The 16,951-nt window shown below is 73.3% G+C and carries 15 protein-coding genes and 2 pseudogenes; 7 read left to right on the top strand and 10 right to left on the bottom strand.

The genetic code is table 11. The features are described 5' to 3' along the window. The first annotated feature begins 284 nt into the window (after positions 1-284). Both MHW47_RS19215 and MHW47_RS19220 read left to right on the top strand, forming a co-directional pair. On the top strand, positions 285-1,052 hold the full coding sequence (locus tag MHW47_RS19215; protein ID WP_239224858.1) for a DUF4239 domain-containing protein: 768 nt from the start codon (positions 285-287) through the stop codon (positions 1,050-1,052). 174 nt (positions 1,053-1,226) lie between these two features. Continuing rightward, complete coding sequence (locus MHW47_RS19220) at positions 1,227-1,781, top strand: hypothetical protein (protein WP_239224859.1); 555 nt, start codon at positions 1,227-1,229, stop codon at positions 1,779-1,781. Positions 1,782-1,890: 109 nt separating this feature from the next. Here MHW47_RS19220 and MHW47_RS19225 read toward each other — a convergent pair whose 3' ends face one another. Further along, the gene (locus tag MHW47_RS19225) at positions 1,891-2,550 is read right to left on the bottom strand and encodes a hypothetical protein (protein WP_239224860.1); all 660 of its coding nucleotides are present in this window, start codon (positions 2,548-2,550) and stop codon (positions 1,891-1,893) included. 313 nt (positions 2,551-2,863) lie between these two features. Here MHW47_RS19225 and MHW47_RS19230 point away from each other — a divergent pair, with 313 nt between their 5' ends. Next, a complete protein-coding gene (locus tag MHW47_RS19230; RefSeq protein WP_239224862.1) occupies positions 2,864-3,523 on the top strand; it encodes a class F sortase in 660 nt (219 codons plus the stop codon). A 63-nt stretch (positions 3,524-3,586) separates the two neighbouring features. On the opposite strand, the pseudogene MHW47_RS19235 reads toward MHW47_RS19230, so the two are convergent. Next, positions 3,587-4,285, bottom strand: a pseudogene (locus MHW47_RS19235) (polysaccharide deacetylase family protein); the annotation flags it as partial. A 25-nt stretch (positions 4,286-4,310) separates the two neighbouring features. Here MHW47_RS19235 and MHW47_RS19240 point away from each other — a divergent pair. The 3 genes and pseudogenes from MHW47_RS19240 (at position 4,311) to MHW47_RS19250 (ending at position 6,108) form a co-directional block, all read left to right on the top strand. Beyond that, a complete protein-coding gene (locus MHW47_RS19240; RefSeq protein ID WP_239224863.1) occupies positions 4,311-4,772 on the top strand; it encodes a universal stress protein in 462 nt (153 codons plus the stop codon). Positions 4,773-4,933: 161 nt separating this feature from the next. Continuing rightward, positions 4,934-5,497, top strand: a pseudogene (locus MHW47_RS19245) (sigma-70 family RNA polymerase sigma factor); the annotation flags it as partial. Positions 5,498-5,604: 107 nt separating this feature from the next. Next, positions 5,605-6,108, top strand: coding sequence for a hypothetical protein (locus MHW47_RS19250; RefSeq protein WP_239224866.1), 504 nt, complete (start codon positions 5,605-5,607; stop codon positions 6,106-6,108). Between the two features lie 9 nt (positions 6,109-6,117). Here MHW47_RS19250 and MHW47_RS19255 read toward each other — a convergent pair whose 3' ends face one another. From MHW47_RS19255 to MHW47_RS19290, 8 genes are all read right to left on the bottom strand, one after another. Next, complete coding sequence (locus tag MHW47_RS19255) at positions 6,118-7,308, bottom strand: sensor histidine kinase (RefSeq protein ID WP_239224867.1); 1,191 nt, start codon at positions 7,306-7,308, stop codon at positions 6,118-6,120. Next, positions 7,305-8,786 carry a cation acetate symporter gene (locus MHW47_RS19260; RefSeq protein ID WP_239224869.1) on the bottom strand — a complete coding sequence of 494 codons (1,482 nt, stop codon included), beginning with the start codon at positions 8,784-8,786 and terminating at the stop codon, positions 7,305-7,307. The genes MHW47_RS19255 and MHW47_RS19260 overlap by 4 nt, the downstream gene beginning before the upstream one ends. Further along, positions 8,783-9,145 (bottom strand): hypothetical protein, encoded by a 363-nt coding sequence (locus MHW47_RS19265; protein ID WP_239224871.1) that lies wholly within the window; start codon positions 9,143-9,145, stop codon positions 8,783-8,785. Before MHW47_RS19265 ends, MHW47_RS19260 begins: the two co-directional genes overlap by 4 nt. 65 nt (positions 9,146-9,210) lie before the next feature. After that, positions 9,211-9,963: a LytTR family DNA-binding domain-containing protein gene (locus MHW47_RS19270; RefSeq protein ID WP_239224872.1), complete on the bottom strand. Its 753-nt coding sequence runs from the start codon at positions 9,961-9,963 to the stop codon at positions 9,211-9,213. Positions 9,964-10,037: 74 nt separating this feature from the next. Then, the gene (locus tag MHW47_RS19275; RefSeq protein WP_239224874.1) at positions 10,038-10,898 is read right to left on the bottom strand and encodes an Fpg/Nei family DNA glycosylase; all 861 of its coding nucleotides are present in this window, start codon (positions 10,896-10,898) and stop codon (positions 10,038-10,040) included. Between the two features lie 33 nt (positions 10,899-10,931). Beyond that, the gene (locus MHW47_RS19280; protein ID WP_239224876.1) at positions 10,932-11,792 is read right to left on the bottom strand and encodes an amidohydrolase; all 861 of its coding nucleotides are present in this window, start codon (positions 11,790-11,792) and stop codon (positions 10,932-10,934) included. Position 11,793: 1 nt separating this feature from the next. Further along, positions 11,794-12,804: an aldo/keto reductase gene (locus tag MHW47_RS19285; RefSeq protein WP_239224881.1), complete on the bottom strand. Its 1,011-nt coding sequence runs from the start codon at positions 12,802-12,804 to the stop codon at positions 11,794-11,796. A gap of 237 nt (positions 12,805-13,041) precedes the next feature. Then, positions 13,042-15,108: a SpoIIE family protein phosphatase gene (locus MHW47_RS19290; protein ID WP_239224879.1), complete on the bottom strand. Its 2,067-nt coding sequence runs from the start codon at positions 15,106-15,108 to the stop codon at positions 13,042-13,044. A 273-nt stretch (positions 15,109-15,381) separates the two neighbouring features. Between MHW47_RS19290 and MHW47_RS19295 the strand changes: the two genes are divergently transcribed. After that, a complete protein-coding gene (locus tag MHW47_RS19295) occupies positions 15,382-16,749 on the top strand; it encodes an FAD-dependent oxidoreductase (protein WP_239224880.1) in 1,368 nt (455 codons plus the stop codon). Positions 16,750-16,951 lie beyond the last annotated feature (202 nt).

Below are 16,951 nucleotides of genomic sequence, written 5' to 3' on the forward strand. Positions count from 1 at the left end.
GCCGCCGCCCGCGCCCGCCCCCTCGACCCCGGCTCCCTCGTCCCCGCCCGCGCCGAGGCCGGAGCCGGAGCCCGCGGCCGCACCGAAGCCCTCCCCCACGCCCTCTTGGTCCGTGCGGCCCTCGCCCTCGGCCCGTGTGGCGCTCCCCTCGTACCGGCGGCCGGTGCGCAAGCAGCCGGAGCGGCACACCTCCCTGGTCACCAGCACCCTGATGATCACCGCTCCCGCCGTGTTCGCCGTCGCCGTGCTGCGGCCCCGTTCCCGATGAACCCCCGGAGACGCTCATGTCGGAATGGCTCGTTCTCGCCCTCGCCCTGGTCGCGGCGACCGCCGTCGTCCTCACCATCGCCGTCCTCAGCAACCGCAGGCTCCCGGCGGACGACGACCCCTCGGAGACCCCCGACGTCATCGAGTACATGACGATGATGATCGGGGTGATCTACGCGATCGTGCTCGGCCTCGCCATCGCGGGCGTCTGGGAGGGCCGCAGCGCCGCGCAGGAGTACGTACGCCAGGAGGCGCAGGCCCTGCACGAGGTGAGCGCGCGCTCGTCCGTCTATCCGGCGGAGGTACGCGACCGCATCCGGACCGACGTGGACGCGTACGTGAGCTTCGTGGTGCACGACGAGTGGCGGACCATGACCGACCACGGGACGCTCAGCGACCGGGGCGCGGAGCTGCTGGCCAAGGTGCGCGCGGACGTCACGGACTACCAGCCGCGGACGGACCACGAGGGGCAGGCCTATCAGCCCCTGGTCGACCAGGTGGCCGCCGCGGACGACGCCCGCAGCGCGCGCGGGCAGAGCGCCGGGGCGACGATGCCCGGGGTGGTGTGGTTCGGGCTCATCATCGGCGCCGTGGTGACCGTGGGCCTGATCTTCACGCTGCAGATCCGGCGCACCTTCCGCGAACTCCTGCTGGCCGGCCTGTTCAGCGTGCTGATCGCCTTCCTCCTCTTCCTGATCTGGGACTTCGACTCGCCCTTCGGCCGGGGCTTCTCGGCGACGGCCGCCCCCTTCCGGGACCTCTTTCCAGGGGCCGCCGGCGGGTAGTGGACGAAGGCCGCCGGACCGGTGCGCCGCACGGGGGACAGCGGTGCCCCATTCGCCGGACTGCGATCGCGGGCGAAATGCACCACTTCTAGCGTGGGCGGCGTTCGAGGTGCATTTCTGACACTTTGTGGAAATCCGTTCCGCAGCTGCTCCTCGGGGACCGGAGGATTCACCATGCGCGCAATACGTGTCGCCCCCGTCGCGCTGCTCGGCGCAGCGGCACTCGCCCTGACGGGCCCGGCCGCCACCGCCTACGCCGCGGTCGCGGGCGGTCCCTCGGGCGGCGGGAACGGATACACCGTCACGCCGTCCGTGGTCGCGCCCGGTGGCAAGGTGACCCTCGCCGCGCGGGGGTGCTCGACGACGGCCACGGCGTCCTCGGGGGTGTTCGACACCGTCACCATTCCGATGAACGGCAGCAGCCAGGCCACCGTCGACTGGGACGCCAAGCCGGGCGCCGCCTACGAGGTGACGTTCATCTGCAACACCTCGCCCAGCTCCACGGCCAAGGTGAACCTCACCATCGCCGCCGCCACGGGCGCGCCCACCACCAGCTCGACCAGCAAGGCCACGTCCTCGGCCTCGCCGGCCGGGGTGCAGGGCGGTCTCGGCGGCAGCATCGACAGCGTGAACTCCGGTGAGATCGTGGCGGGCACCGCGCTCGCCGTGGCCGCCGCGGCCGGTGTCGTGTTCTTCGCGCGCCGCCGCAGGGAGAGCCGCTCGCACTGACCGGCTCGCACTGACCGGTGCGCGGCATGCGGTCCACGAGAGTCGCCCCGGGTCCTGGCACAGGACTCGGGGCGACTTCGTTATCGGTCCGGCGGGGGCGTCCTCGCGGTCAGGCCGCCCCATGGCCCGCCTTCCGGCGGCGCAGGACGTACATGCCTCCGCCGAGGGCCGCCGAGGCGACGAGGCCCGCGCCGACACTCATCTCGGCCGGGGTGGCGGCCATAGAACCGCCGAGCCCGCCCTGGGCGCCGCGGCTGTCGAGCACGGTGAAGCGGTGGCCGGCCGTCCGGTCGGTGCCGTCGCAGCGGACCGTCAGGGTGTACGTGCCGGGCGTCGCGTCGTCGAAGACGCGGACCCGTGCGTGGCCGACCCGGCCGGCGGAGAGCCGGGTGGTGCGGAACGCGTTGGATGAGACGCTGCCGCCCCGGCCGCAGCCCTCCGCGGTGACCTGCATGGCCGCGCCCTGGTGCACGCGCTCGGGGTCCACGGTCACGTTGTTGGGACCGTTGTTGCGCCCGTTGTTGTTGCCGTTCCCGTTGTTGTTGCCGTTGTTGTTCCCGTTCCCGTTGCCGTTGTTGTTCCCGTTGCCGTTGTTCCAGCCGTCGCGGTCGTTCCAGTTGTTCTGGTTGTCCTGGGTGTTGCCGTTGTTCTGGTTGTTGCCGTTGTTCTGGTTGTTCCCGACGTCCCCACCGGCGGCCGCCATCGGGCTGCCGATGCCGAGCGCCGCGACGGCCGCCGCGGCGACGACGAGAGCGCGTGTAGCACGCATCGTTCGAACCTCCACCGGGAAGCGCCCCGGTGCTCGGTGCGCCGGGATGGATCGACGAGAACGCCTCCCATGACGAACCCTCACCAGAACCTTGATCCACCGCATTTCGGCACTGCTCCACATCGGTGATCCGACACGCCGTGCGCCGGGCCGCACGACTGACGGACGCGCAGGTCACGAGCCGTCAGAAGTTTTGCCCCGGCGCTACTCCGATGAGCATCCGGGTGGACCGCCGCCACCCGTTCGCACTTCTCTGATCGCCGCCCGGCCGCACCCCGCCTAGCGTTCTGCTCGTCGCGACGAAGGGAGCACCATGGGCCGGGACAGCTGGCGACCGGAACGGATCAGGCACTCGCCCTGGGGGGCGCTCGCCCTGGCGATGCTCACCGGCCTGGCGCTGATGCGCAACGGGGCCGACCTCTCCCCCGGCCCGCCGCAGCCCGTCGCCGCCGCATCGGTGGGCCGGTCGCAGGACGCCCCGGCCGCCCCGGTGGCGAATCCGGCCCTCAGGCCCCTCCCGTACGCCCCCGTCGACCGGGTGGTCATCCCCGCCATCCAGGTCGACGCCCCGGTCGTCGACGTGAACCTCGACCCGGACGGCTGGATCGAGACCCCGCCGCCCGAGGACCCCAATCTGGCCGGCTGGTACCAGAACGGCATCGCCCCCGGTCAGACCGGCACCTCCGTGATCGTCGGCCATGTGGACAACAAGGCGGGGCCCGCCGTCTTCTACGGGCTCGGCTCGCTCGTCAAGGGCGACCGCGTCGAGATCGAGCGCAGCGACGACCGGGTGGCCGTCTTCGAGGTGTACGGCGTCGAGGTCTTCGCCAAGAACGACTTCCCCGGCGCCCGGGTGTACGGCGACACCGGGCAGCCCGAGCTGCGAGTCATCACCTGCGGCGGTGGCTACACCAAGGCCAACGGCTACGACGGGAACGTGGTGGCGTTCGCCCGCCTGGTCGAGACCCGCTGACCCGCGCCGCCCGCACCCCGCACCCCGCCCCGCCGCTCCGGTCCGCCGCTCCGGTCCGCCTGCTCAGCGACGCTCCGGCACCGTGAGCCGGTAGCCGTCGTCCAGCAGCCGCGGCAGATACCGGCGCAGTGCCGCCACGCTCTGCGAGCGGTCGCCGCCCGCGTCGTGCGAGAGCACCACCGCTCCGGGGCCGGCCCCCTGCTCGACGCGGCTGACGATGGTGTCGGTGCCGGGCTCGGTCCAGTCGAGGGTGTCCACGCTCCAGGCCAGCGGCTCCATGCCCAGGGCGGCGCCGATCTCGAAGGAGTCGGCGTTCCAGGCCCCGAAGGGCGCGCGGTACCAGCGCGGCGGGGTGCCGGTGATCTCCTCGACCAGGTCGCTGGTGCGGCCCAGCTCGTCGGTGATCCCGGCCCGGGACAGCTCGGTGACCAGGGGGTGGCTCCACGAGTGGTTGCCGATGGTGTGGCCCTCGTCGGCGATGCGGCGGACGAGGTCGCGGTGCTCGTGCGCCATGCTCCCGCAGAGGAAGAACATGGCCCGGACGCCGTGGGCGCGCAGGATGTCCAGGATCTGCGGGGTGTGGCGCGGATCGGGGCCGTCGTCGAAGGACAGCACCATGGCGTGTCCGATGCCGGTCAGTTCCTCGAACGGCCGGGTGCGGACCGGCGGAGCCGGTGGGCGGGGGCCGGGCGGTGTCGGTGCCGTCATGGGGCGCAGCCTAGGGGGTGCCCGGTGCGGGACGCCCCGGTCCCCGGGGGGGCGGGGTGCGGGCCGATAGCCTCGGTGTGTGACGGATCAGCACTCCCACCAGTTCGAACGCGGCACCGACGGGCCGAAGGTGATCGTCGCGGGCATCGACGGTTCCGATTCGTCGATGCGCGCCGCGGCCTACGCGGCCGGTCTCGCCCGGCGTCAGCGGGCGATGCTGGCGCTGGTGTACGTCCAGCCCGTGCCGGCGGTGGGTGCCGCTCTCGGGGCCCCGGTCGCCGACGCGACGGTGGAGGTCGCCGAGGGGCTGGTGAGCGAGATCCGGGCGGCGACGGAGCGGCTGAAGGGCATGTGGGACGTGAGCTGGGAGTTCCACACCTTCCGGGGTGACCCGTACAACGGTCTGGTGACCGCGGCCGACGAGCTGAAGGCCGACGCCGTCGTGGTGGGCGCCTCGGAGTCGGCGGGGCACCGCTTCATCGGCTCGGTGGCGGTGCGCCTGGTGAAGGCGGGCCGCTGGCCGGTCACCGTGGTGCCGTAGCCGCTCGCCGGGGGCGCCCGACCGTTCACCGCACCACTCGCCGCTCGGTGCGACCGTTCGTCGCACGGGCCCGCCCGTGTCCTGTTCCTCGTGGCCTGAATGCGCTCGTATACGCCAGGTCGGCAACGAGGCGGCAGGACCTGGCGGGAAGGGCGTTCACCATGACCACGACGACGACCGACGAGCGGGCCCTGGCGGAGCTCCAGCGTGACCACGGACCCGCCGTGTTCCACTTCCTCCTCGGTCTGACCTTCGGTGACCGGCAGCGCGCCGAGGACCTGCTCCAGGAGACGCTCGTACGGGCCTGGCAGCACCCGGAGGCCTTCGACGGCCCGTACGAGTCGATGCGGCCGTGGCTGTTCACGGTGGCGCGGCGGCTGGCGATCGACGCCCGGCGCTCCCGGCTCGCCCGGCCGCCGGAGGTCAGCGACGTGGTCCTGGAGTGCGCCCCGGCGGGCTCGGACACCGCGGAGTCCGCGGTCGCGGCGCTCGACGTCCGCGAGGCGGTGCGCGCCCTGAGCCCGGAGCACCGGTCGGTGCTGGTGCAGATCTACTTCCGGGGGCTGAGCGTGGGCGAGACCGCCGAGGTGCTGGGGATTCCGGCGGGCACGGTCAAGTCGCGTTCGCATTACGCGCTGAGGCTCCTCTCCCGGCGGCTGCCCGGCTACTCCGGCAGGGCGGCGCGCACCCGGGTGTGTGACGCATCGGGTGGCGCGGATACTTCCCTTCTGGCCACGCGGGGCGCGCTCCCCCGGTTCAATGCTGCGTGGGGAACCGGCCGGGAGCCTGCCGGCCGTACGGTCCCGAGAACGAGGGAATGAGGCGATACGGGATGCCTCCGGAACGGAACGAGGGGCGCGGCCCGGACGAGCTGCCGGTCCCGATGGCCTGGATGTACGCGGAGTACCTCGCCGACGAGTTGCTGCGCACCGGCGATCTGATGGAGCCGGCGACGCTGGAGTACCGGGCGGGGCGGGACGCGCTGGCGCTGACCATCTTCCTGCTGGACGGGGCGGTGGCCGGGGCGTTGCCTGCGGCCCGGGTGGACGAGCTGCGGCTGCTCACCGCGCACGGGGCGCCGTGGCGGCCGTGGGTGTGCGCCCGTCTGGCCGCGCCGGTGGCGGGGGCGTCGGAGGCGGATCTGGCTCTGGCGCGGGCGGCGTGGCGGTGGCTGGAGGAGACGGAACTGCTGGCCGCCGACCTGGAGGCGATCGGCCCGTTGCCCTGGGAGGCGGAGGACGGGGCGGCCGCGGAGGCGGAGGAGGGCGCGCAGGTGTGGACGCCGGCCTGGCAGCTGGGCCTTCCGCTGGGGCACCTGGCGGTGCACCTGTACTGAGCGGGCGGGTCAGCTGCCGTGGACGCCGGCGCGGTACTTGGGCAGTCGTACGGTGATCCGCATGCCGGCGCCGATGCCCGTCTCGATGACGAGTCCGTATTCGTCCCCGTACACCTGGCGGAGCCGTTCGTCGACGTTGAGCAGGCCGATGCCGGTGGAGCGGCCGCCCTCGCCGCGCAGGATGTGGCGCAGGCGCTGGGGGTCCATGCCGGTGCCGTCGTCCTCGATGACGACCTCGGCCTCGGAGCCGGCGTCCAGGGCGCTGATGGTGATGCGGCTGGAGGTGACGGCGCCTTCGAGGCCGTGTTTGACGGCGTTCTCGACGAGGGGCTGGAGGCACAGGAAGGGCAGGGCGACGGGCAGGACCTCGGGGGCGACCTGGAGGGTGACGGAGAGCCGTTCGCCGAAGCGGGCGCGGACCAGGGCGAGGTACTGGTCGATGGAGTGCAGTTCGTCGGCGAGGGTGGTGAAGTCGCCGTGGCTGCGGAACGAGTAGCGCGTGAAGTCGGCGAACTCCAGGAGCAGTTCGCGGGCCTTCTCCGGGTCGGTGCGGACGAAGGAGGCGATGGCGGCCAGCGAGTTGAAGATGAAGTGCGGGGAGATCTGGGCGCGCAGGGCCCTGATCTCGGCCTCGATGAGCCGGGTGCGTGAGCGGTCGAGTTCGGCCAGTTCGAGCTGGACGCAGACCCAGCGGGCCACCTCGCCCGCCGCGCGGGCCAGGACGGCCGACTCGCGCGGGGCGTAGGCGACGAGGGTGCCGAGGACCCGGTTGTCGACGGTGAGCGGCACGGCGACGGCCCATCTCAGCGGGCAGTCCACGTCGTCGCAGCCGCTGCGGAAGGCGGTGTCGCGGCCGGTCTCCAGCACCCCCGCGACCTGCTCCATGACGTCCCGGCCGTGGTGCTCGCCCTCGCCGTCCCAGACCAGGACCCCGTCGCGGTCGGTGAGGCACAGCGCGTCGGTGCCCAGCAGGGAGCGCAGCCGGCGTGCCGACCGGCGGGCGCTGTCCTCGGTGAGTCCGGCGCGCAGCGGGGGCGCGGCCAGGGACGCGGTGTGCAGCGTCTCGAAGGTGGCGTGCTCGACGGGCGTGCCGACGTCGCTGGTGCGCTGGGCCGGGGCGGTGCGGCGGCCGAGCAGGAACGCGCCGCCCAGCAGCAGGGTGGCGAGGGCGACGACGGCGGCGATCGATGCGCCGGTCACCGGTGCCTCCCGGAAGTGAGCGTCTCGGGCAGGTGGTAGCGGGTCATGGCGGCGTTGGTGCCGGCGGGTATCCGGTTCGGGGTGGCCAGCGAGACCAGGATCATCGCGAGGAAGCCGACCGGCACGGACCAGACGGCGGGCCAGGCGAGCAGGGCGTGCGGCCAGCCCGGCGGGCGGACGGCGCCGCTGAACGTGACGGCGACGGACAGCAGCGCGGAGCCGCCGCCGAGGACGAGTCCGGCGACGGCTCCGGGCGGGGTGAGCCCGCGCCACCAGATGCCGAGGACGAGGAGGGGGCAGAAGGAGGAGGCGGAGACGGCGAAGGCCATGCCGACGGAGTCGGCGACGGGGACGCGGCTGACCAGCAGGGAGACGGCCAGGGGCACGGAGATGGCGAGGACGGTGGCCAGCCGGAAGTGCCGGACGCCGCGCGAGGGGAGGACGTCCTGGGTGATGACCCCGGCGACGGCCATGGTCAGTCCGGAGGCGGTGGACAGGAATGCGGCGAAGGCGCCGCCGGCGACGAGCGCCCCGAGCAGGTCGCCGCCGAGTCCGCCGATGACCCGGTCGGGCAGCAGGAGGACGGCGGCGTCGGCGTCGCCGCCGTGGATCAGCTCGGGGGCGTACAGCCGGCCCAGTGCGCCGTAGACCGGCGGCAGCAGGTAGAAGACGCCGATCAGGGCGAGGACGGCGACGGTGGTGCGGCGGGCGTCGCGGCCGTTGGGGCTGGTGTAGAAGCGGACGACGACGTGCGGAAGGCCCATGGTGCCGAGGAAGGTGGCGACGATGAGGCCGTAGGTGGCGTACAGCGGGTGGTCGGCGCGGAAGGCGGAGAGGTGCTCGTCGAAGGTGATGCGGGGCTGTCCGTCGCCCTGCCAGGCCAGTACCAGGAAGATCGCGGGGACGAGGAGCGCGGTCAGCTTGAGCCAGTACTGGAAGACCTGGACGAAGGTGATGGAGCGCATCCCGCCGGCGGCGACGGCGAGCACGACGACGGAGGCCACGAGCACGTCGCCGAGCCAGCCGGGCGCCCCGGTGAGGATCTTGAGGGTGAGTCCGGCGCCCTGGAGCTGGGGGACGAGGTAGAGCCAGCCGGCGCCGACGACGAGCACGCTGACGAGCCGGCGTACGTGCAGAGACTCCAGGCGGCCCTCGGCGAAGTCGGGCAGGGTGTACGCCCCCGAGCGGCGCAGCGGGGCCGCGACGAAGACCAGCAGCACCAGATAGCCGGCGGTGTAGCCGACCGGGTACCACAGCATGTCCGGCCCGTGGACGAGCACGAGTCCGGCGATGCCGAGGAAGGAGGCGGCGGAGAGGTATTCGCCGCTGATCGCGGCCGCGTTGAGCCGGGGCCGTACGGTGCGCGAGGCGACGTAGAAGTCGGAGGTGGTGCGGGAGATCCGCAGCCCGAATCCGCCGACGAGGACGGTCGCCAGGACGACGACGGCGACGGCCGCCACCGCATACGTGCGGCTCACGGGGCGGAGCGGCCTTCCACGAGCCGGGCGAAGTCGCGCTCGTTGCGTTCGGCGCGGCGCACGTACCACCAGGCGAGCAGGGTGAGCGGCGGGTAGGCGGCGAAGCCGAGGACCGCCCAGACGACGGCGGAGCTGTGCAGGGCCTCGAAGACCAGGGGCAGCGTGCCGACGACGACGGCGAGGACGGCGAAGGCGGTGAGTCCGGCCCGCAGTTGCCCGCGCATCAGGGAGCGGACGTAGGCACCGCCGAGGGCGGTCTGCTCGTCGATCTCCGACTGGGTGCGGTAGCGCGGCAGCGGGCGCACCCGCCGGGGCTCCCCCGTCACCACTTCGCGCCGGGGTGTGGGCTCTGCGGACATGGGGCCGGAGTGTAGGCGGCACCCGGCCCCGCTGGGAAGGGGGTTCCGGGGGCGGTCGCCGCTGGTCAGCGGCCGGTCCGCCGCATCAGCAGGTCGCGCAGCGCGCGGGCGTGGCGGCGGCTGACGGCGAGTTCCGCGGTGCCGACGCGCACGCTCATGCTGCCGGCGTCCAGGCGGAGTTCGTCGATGCGTCCGAGGGCCACGAGGTGGCGGCGGTGGATGCGGACGAAGCCCCGGCTGCGCCAGCGTTCCTCCAGGGTGGTCAGGGGGACGCGGACGAGGTGGCTGCCGGTGTCGGTGTGCAGGCGGGCGTAGTCGCCCTGGGCCTCGGCGTAGGCGATGTCGTCGACCGGGACGAAGCGGACGACGCCGCCGAGTTCGACGGGGATCTGGTCCTGCGCGGTGTCGTGGACGGGGGCGGAGCGCTCCCCGACCTGCTCGGCGACCCTGCGTACGGCTTCGGCGAGGCGTTCGCGGCGTACGGGTTTGAGGACGTAGTCCACGGCCTTGAGGTCGAAGGCGTGCACGGCGAAGCCCTCGTGGGCGGTGACGAAGACGATGAGCGGCGGGGAGGCGAAGCCGGCGAGGAGCTGGGCGACGTCGAGTCCGGTGAGGCCGGCCATGTGGATGTCGAGGAAGACGACGTCGATCGCCGACGGGTCGTCGGGTCCGGCGTCCACCGCGCTGCCGATGCGGCGCAGTGCCTCGGTGGCCCCGGTGGCTCCCTCGGCGCTGCGGATGCGGGGGTCGGCGCGCAGGAGGTAGAGCAGTTCCTCCAGTGCGGGTTCTTCGTCGTCGACGGCGAGTACGCGGAGCATGAGCCCGGAGTGTAGGGCCTGCCGGCCGGGCCGCGGAGGGGGGAAGAGGGGCGGGCGTCGTCCGGGCGGGGGCACTATTTGAGCAGCCGGGACAGTCTGCGGTCGGCGAGCGGTTTGCCGCCGGTCTGGCAGGTGGGGCAGTACTGGAGCGAGGAGTCGCTGTAGGAGACCTCGCGGATGGTGTCCCCGCAGACCGGGCACGGTTGTCCGGCGCGGCCGTGGACCCGCATGGCGCTCTTCTTCTCGGCCTTGAGGCGGCCGGCCTCGACGCCCCCGGAGCGGGCGACGGCGTCCTCCAGGGTGGTGCGCAGGGCGTGGTGGAGGCGGGTGATCTCGTCGTCGGTGAGGTTCGCGGTGAGCTTGAACGGCGACATCTTCGCGGCGTGCAGGATCTCGTCGCTGTAGGCGTTGCCGATGCCGGCGATGAGCGACTGGTCGCGCAGGGCGCCCTTGACCTGGCGGCGTTCCCCGGCCAGGAGTGCGGCGAGGGCGTCCCGGTCGAAGTCGGGCCCGAGCGGGTCGGGTCCGAGGCGGGCGATGCCGGGCACCTCGGCCGGGTCGTGGACGAGGTGGACGGCGAGGCGTTTGGTGGTCCCGGCCTCGGTCAGGTCGAAGCCGTCGCCGCCGGTGAGGACGGTGCGCAGGGCGAGCGGCCCCTTGCCGGGGCGCGGCGGGGTGTCGGGGAAGCGGTCGTTCCAGCGGAGCCAGCCGGCCCGTGCGAGGTGGGTGACCAGGTGGAGCGGGCCGACGCCGATGTCGAGGAACTTGCCGTGCCTGCGCACCCCGGTGACCGTGCCGCCGTGCAGGGCGGTGAGCGGCGGGTCGTACGTCTTGAGGACGCTGATGGCGAGCGGCAGGACGCGGTCGATCTCCTTGCCGACCAGGTGGTCGTCGAGGAAGAGCCGCAGGGCTTCGACTTCCGGCAGTTCGGGCATGGTTCCAGCCTGCCGCAGCCGCGTCGGCGCCGCCTATCGGAGGCCGTAGACGCGTTCGGCGGTGGTGGCGAGGACGGCGTCCCGCTCGTGGTCCGCGAGGCCGCTCAGGAGGGCGCGGGCGGTGTCCAGGACCTCGGTGTAGGTGGCGGCGAGCCGGCACACCGGCCAGTCGGAGCCGAACATGAGGCGGTCGGGTCCGAAGGCGTCGACGGCGGTCTCGGCGTAGGGGCGCAGGTCTTCGGGGGTCCAGGTGTGCGGGTCGGCCTCGGTGACGAGTCCGGAGAGTTTGCAGACGGTGTTGGGGAGGGCGGCGAGGGCGCGCAGGTCGTCGGCCCAGGGGCGGGTGCGGCCGGTGGCGACGGGCGGTTTGCCGGCGTGGTCGAGGACGAACACGAGGCCGGGGAGCGCGGCGGCGGCCCGGACGGCGGCGGGGAGCTGGTGCGGGAGGACCACGAGGTCGTAGACGAGTCCGGCGTCGGCCACGGCGGCCAGGCCGCGCAGCACGTCGGGGCGGGTCAGCCAGTCGGGGTCCGGTTCCCCCTGGACCTGGTGGCGCAGCCCGGCGAGCCGGTCACCGCCGGGGAGTTCGCGCAGGGCGGCCAGGGTGTCGGCGATGCCGGGCGCCGTGAGGTCGCTCCAGCCGACGACCCCGGCGACGAGTGCGCTGCCGGCGGCGAGTGCGAGCAGTTCGGGCGTCTCGGCGGCGTCGGTGACGGTCTGCACGAGCACGGTGGCGCTCACCCCGGCCGCGCGGGCCTCGGGCTCCAGGTCGGCGAGGGTGAAGTCACGGCGCAGCGGGGCGAGGGCCTCGCCGGTGATCCAGTCCTGGTCGCGTACGGAGAGGTCCCAGACGTGGTGGTGGGCGTCCACGACGCGGGGGCGGGGGCCGGGCATGTCAGGGTCCGTTCCGGGGGTCGTCCTCGGGCGCTTCGGCGGGGAGCAGGCCTCGGTCGCGCAGGTCGGTCCAGAGGGCGTCCGGGATCTCCCGCTCCAGCTGTGCGGCGGCGTCGCGGACCTCCTCCGGGGAGCGGGCGCCGACGAGCACCCCGGCGACGGCCGGGTGCCCGAACGGGTAGTGCAGGGCCGCGGCGCGCAGCGGCACGCCGTGGGCCCGGGTGACGGCCTCGATCCGCAGGGCGCGGTCGAGGAGGTCGGGCGGGGCGGCGGCGTAGTCGTAGGTGGCGCCGGGGCGGGGGTCGGCGAGGAGGCCGGAGTTGAAGACCCCGCCGACGACGACGCTCCGGCCGCGGGCGGCGGCGGCCGGCAGCAGTTCGGTGCGGGCGGACGGGTCGAGGAGGGTGTACCGGCCGGCGCACAGGACGACGTCCACGTCGGTGTCGCGCACGAAGCGGGTGAGCATCGCGGTCTGGTTCATGCCGGCGCCGATCGCCCGGACGACGCCTTCGGCGCGCAGCCGCTCCAGTTCCGGGTACGCCTCGCGGAAGGCGGCCCCGGCGTGGTCGTCGGGGTCGTGGAGGTAGGCGATGTCGACGCGGTCGAGGCCGAGGCGGTCCAGGCTCTCCTCGATGCTGCGGCGGACCCCGGCGGCGCTGAAGTCCCAGCGGCGGCGGTGGGTGGCGCGCACGGCGAAGCCCTCGGAGAGGCCGTCGGGCCCGGCGGCCCGGTCGGCGGGCGGCAGCGGTTCGAGAAGGCGGCCGACCTTGGTGGAGAGCGTGTACGCGTCGCGGGGCCGGTGGCGCAGGGCCTCGCCGAGGCGGCGTTCGGAGAGTCCGAGTCCGTAGTGCGGGGCGGTGTCGAAGGAGCGGATGCCGGCGTCCCAGGCGGCGTCCACGGTCGCGGCGGCGCGTTCCGGTTCCACCGCGCTGAACAGGTTGCCGATGGCGGCCGCGCCGAAGGAGAGCGCGGTGACCTCCACCGCGCTGCCGCCCAGCCTCGCCCGCCGCATCCCGCCGTCTTCCGTACCAGTCATCGCTGCCACAGAGCGAATATTCATCGGATCACTGGGACGCGTCAACACCCCCGGCCAGGGCCGTCCAGCAGTTTCTGCGGTGATGCGGCGTCCATCTGTCCGATCTCTGGCGCGGTCATCGGTTCTCGCCACCGTCGTGGGCGGCGCCGCCGGCTCCTCGTCGGCGAATCGCACCGGCCCGTCCGGGCGGAGGGCGGCAGGGCGGGTGCCCGGTCAGTTGCGTGGCGGGACGACGAACTCGGTCCAGACGCATTTGCCGGTGCCCCGGGACTCGACGCCCCAGGCGTCAGCCAGCTGGTCGACCAGCATCAGTCCGCGCCCGGAGACACCCGCCTCGCCGGCGTCCCGGCGGCGGGGCAGGGCGCTCGACCGGTCCTCGACGTCGACGCGGAGCCGCCGCTCGGTGCCGGCGAGGACCCGGATGGTGACGACGGCGCCGCCGTCCGTGTGCATCAGGGCGTTGGTGACCAGTTCGTCGGCGGCCAGCTCGATCTCGTCGGCGCGGTCCCCGCCGCCCCAGGCGCGTACCGCCGCCCGGATCATGTGGCGGGCCGAACTCAGCGCCTCGGGGTCGTTCTGGGCGACGTGCTGCTGGAGCCGTCCGCCCGGCTGCGGGGCCTGCGCGGCCCTGCGGCGGAGCAGCAGGACCGCCACGTCGTCCTCGCCGCCGCGCTCGTCCACCGACGCGCAGAGCCGGTCGGCGAGCTGTTCCAGGTCCTTGGGGCCGTTGGTGACCAGGGAGGTGAGCCGCTGGGTGCCCTCGTCGAGGTCGGCGCCCGGCAGCTCCACCAGGCCGTCGGTGAACAGCACCATGGTCTGGCCGGGGTCCAGTTCGAGGGTGGCGACCGGGTACTCGAGCCGGCCGAACTCGGCGGACAGCCCGAGCGGCAGTCCGCCCTCGAACGGCACCCGGTGGCAGCCGCCGTCCGCCTCGCGCACCAGCGGGTCCACATGCCCGGCGCGGACCAGCTGGACCACCCCGGTGGTCAGGTCGGCTTCGGCGTAGGTGCAGGTCGCGAAGCGGTCGGTGTCCAGCTCGTGCAGGAAGACGGAGGCCCGCGCCATGACGGTGGCCGGGCTGTGCCCCTCGGCGGCGTAGGCGCGCAGCACGATGCGCAGCTGGCCCATGACGGCCGCCGCGTGGGTGTCGTGGCCCTGGACGTCCCCGATGACGGCGCCGACCCGGCCGCCGGGCAGCGGGATGACGTCGTACCAGTCGCCGCCGATGTCCCGGCCACGCCGTGCCGAGCGGTAGCGGACGGCGATCCGGGCGCCGGGCACGTCGGGGATCCGGCGCGGCAGCATGGCCTGCTGGAGCCCTTCGGCGAGGTCGTGCTCCTGTTCGTAGAGCATGGCGCGCTGGAGGCTCTGGGCGATGGAGCTGCCGAGCGCGAGCAGCAGGTTGCGTTCGTCGGCGGTGAAGCCGTTCTTGTCGCTGTAGAGCAGGCCGAGCGCGCCGATCGGGTGGGCCTGCGCGATCAGCGGGAGGTAGGCGGCGGAGGTGATGCCGAGGTGGCTGATGTGGGGCCACAGGCCGGGATAGGAGGCGGCGAAGTCCTCGGCCGACTCGATGAAGCGCGGCGCGAGCGTGCGGACGACGTCGCTCATCGGGTACTGCTCGTCCGTCCGGGTGTACCGGGTGCCGGGCACGAAGGAGCCCTCGGGTCCGTCGGCCACGAGGTGGATGCGCCCGGCCTCCATCAGCCCCATGACCAGGCTGGTGGCGCCGAGCAGGGCGAGCCCCTCGGAGTTCTTCAGGACGTCGATGACGTCGGCGACGGTACGGGCGTGGGCCAGGGCGGCCGTGGTGGCGTCCACGAGGCTGGTGCGGCGGCGCAGCTCCTCGTCGAGTTCGCGGCGAGCGGCGGCTTCGGCGAGTTCGGCGCCGGCGTCCCTGACGATGCCGATGATCCGGCGCGGCCGGCCGCGCTCGTCGCGCCGTACGAAGCCCTGGGTGTGCGCCCAGCGCAGGGTGCCGTCGCGGGACTGGACGCGGAAGTACGTCCCGTAGTTGCTGCGGCCGTTCTTGAGCGTCTCCGACACCAGGGCGTCCATCCGGGCCCCCTCGTCGGGCGGCACCCGCAGTCCGAGCGTCTGCGGCCGGTTGTCGTACTCGTCGGCCCGCAGGTCGAACACGTCCAGCGCGGCGCGGTCCAGATGCATGAGGCCGCTGTCGAGATCCCAGTCGAAACTGCCCATGCGGTTCAGGGCGAGGCTGAGGTCCGGGTGGGCGGGCCAGTCGTCGGGGAGTGACGGGGCACCCGCTACCCGATCAGTCATGTGCGTCACTCTGCCACCATTTGTCCAATTCTTCGACTGAGCCGTCCATCTGGTGAACGTGCGATGGAACACACTTTTCGAAGACCGGAAAGGCCGTGCCACAAGGGATTTCCGTCCGGACCGCCGGGAAGCGGGTCCGCATACCGACCGGTAACGCCGACCCGGCCCGAAACCGGGCCTGAGCAGGGACTAACGTGTGCGGCGGGGGTCGACTAAGCCTTGCCTTACCAACCGGCCTCGCTTCTGCTCATCCGTTCGAAGGAACAGCTCGCCATGACACGCCCTGTCCGCGTCGCGATCGTCGGAGCCGGCCCCGCCGGCATTTACGCGGCGGACGCGCTGCTGAAATCGGACGCGGCCGCCGACCCGGGCGTCTCCATCGACCTGTTCGAACGGATGCCCGCTCCGTTCGGCCTGATCCGCTACGGCGTCGCGCCCGACCACCCGCGCATCAAGGGCATCGTGCAGGCGCTGCACCAGGTGCTGGACAAGCCGCAGCTGCGCCTCTTCGGCAACGTCGACTACCCGAACGACCTGGGCCTGGACGAGCTGCGCAGCTTCTACGACGCGGTGATCTTCTCCACCGGCGCCGCCGCCGACCGCGCCCTGGACATTCCGGGCCACGACCTGGACGGCTCCTACGGCGCGGCCGACTTCGTCTCCTGGTACGACGGCCACCCGGACGTCCCGCGCACCTGGCCGCTGGAGGCCGAGAAGGTCGCCGTGCTCGGCGTCGGCAACGTGGCCCTGGACGTGGCCCGCATCCTGGCCAAGACCGCCGACGAGCTGCTGCCCACCGAGATCCCCGCCAACGTCTACGACGGGCTCAAGGCGAACAAGGCGCTGGAGGTGCACGTCTTCGGGCGGCGCGGACCGGCGCAGGCCAAGTTCAGCCCGATGGAACTGCGCGAGCTGGACCACTCGCCGAACATCGAGGTCATCGTCAACCCCGAGGACATCGACTACGACGAGGGGTCGATCGAGACCCGGCGGGGCAACAAGCAGGCCAACATGGTCGCCTCCACGCTGGAGAACTGGGCGATCCGCGACGTCGGCGACCGGCCCCACAAGCTGTTCCTGCACTTCTTCGAGTCCCCCGTGGAGATCCTCGGCGAGGACGGCCGGGTCACCGGTCTGCGCACCGAGCGCACCGAGCTGGACGGCACCGGCAACGTGCGGGGCACCGGCACCTTCCACGACTGGGACGTGCAGAGCGTCTACCGGGCGGTGGGCTACTACTCCAGCGAGCTGCCGAAGCTCCCCTTCGACGTCGCGTCCGGCACCGTCCCCCACGAGGCGGGCCGGGTGATCGAGGGCGGCGAGCCGATGGCGTCGGTGTACGTCACGGGCTGGATCAAGCGCGGTCCGGTGGGCCTCATCGGGCACACCAAGGGCGACGCCAACGAGACCGTCGCCTGCCTGCTGGAGGACCACGCCGCCGGCCGGCTCCCCGCGCCGGAGCACCCCGCACCGGAGGCGGTCGAGGCCTTCCTGGCGGAGCGCGGCATCCGCTACACCACCCGTGAGGGCTGGTACCGCCTGGACGCGCACGAGCGCGCCCTGGGCGCCGAGCAGGAGCGCGAGCGCGTCAAGGTCGTGGAGCGCGAGGCCATGCTGGACGCTTCCGAGGCCACCGGCTGACCCACCACGGCCCCGTACCGCACCGCTCACCCCCGGTACGCCTCACCACCGGTACGCCGGGACGGTGACGGCTCCGCGGTCGCGCCGCAGCAGGACGGCCGTCGGCGGCTCGTCGGTCGCGGGCGGCTCCGGCGGCACGCCGGAGGGCTCACCGCTGGGCGCCCCGGTGGGCTCGCCGCTCTCCTCCGGGCAGCGCGTTTCC

Source organism: Streptomyces sp. OfavH-34-F (assembly GCF_022347745.1).
Lineage (GTDB): Bacteria > Actinomycetota > Actinomycetes > Streptomycetales > Streptomycetaceae > Streptomyces.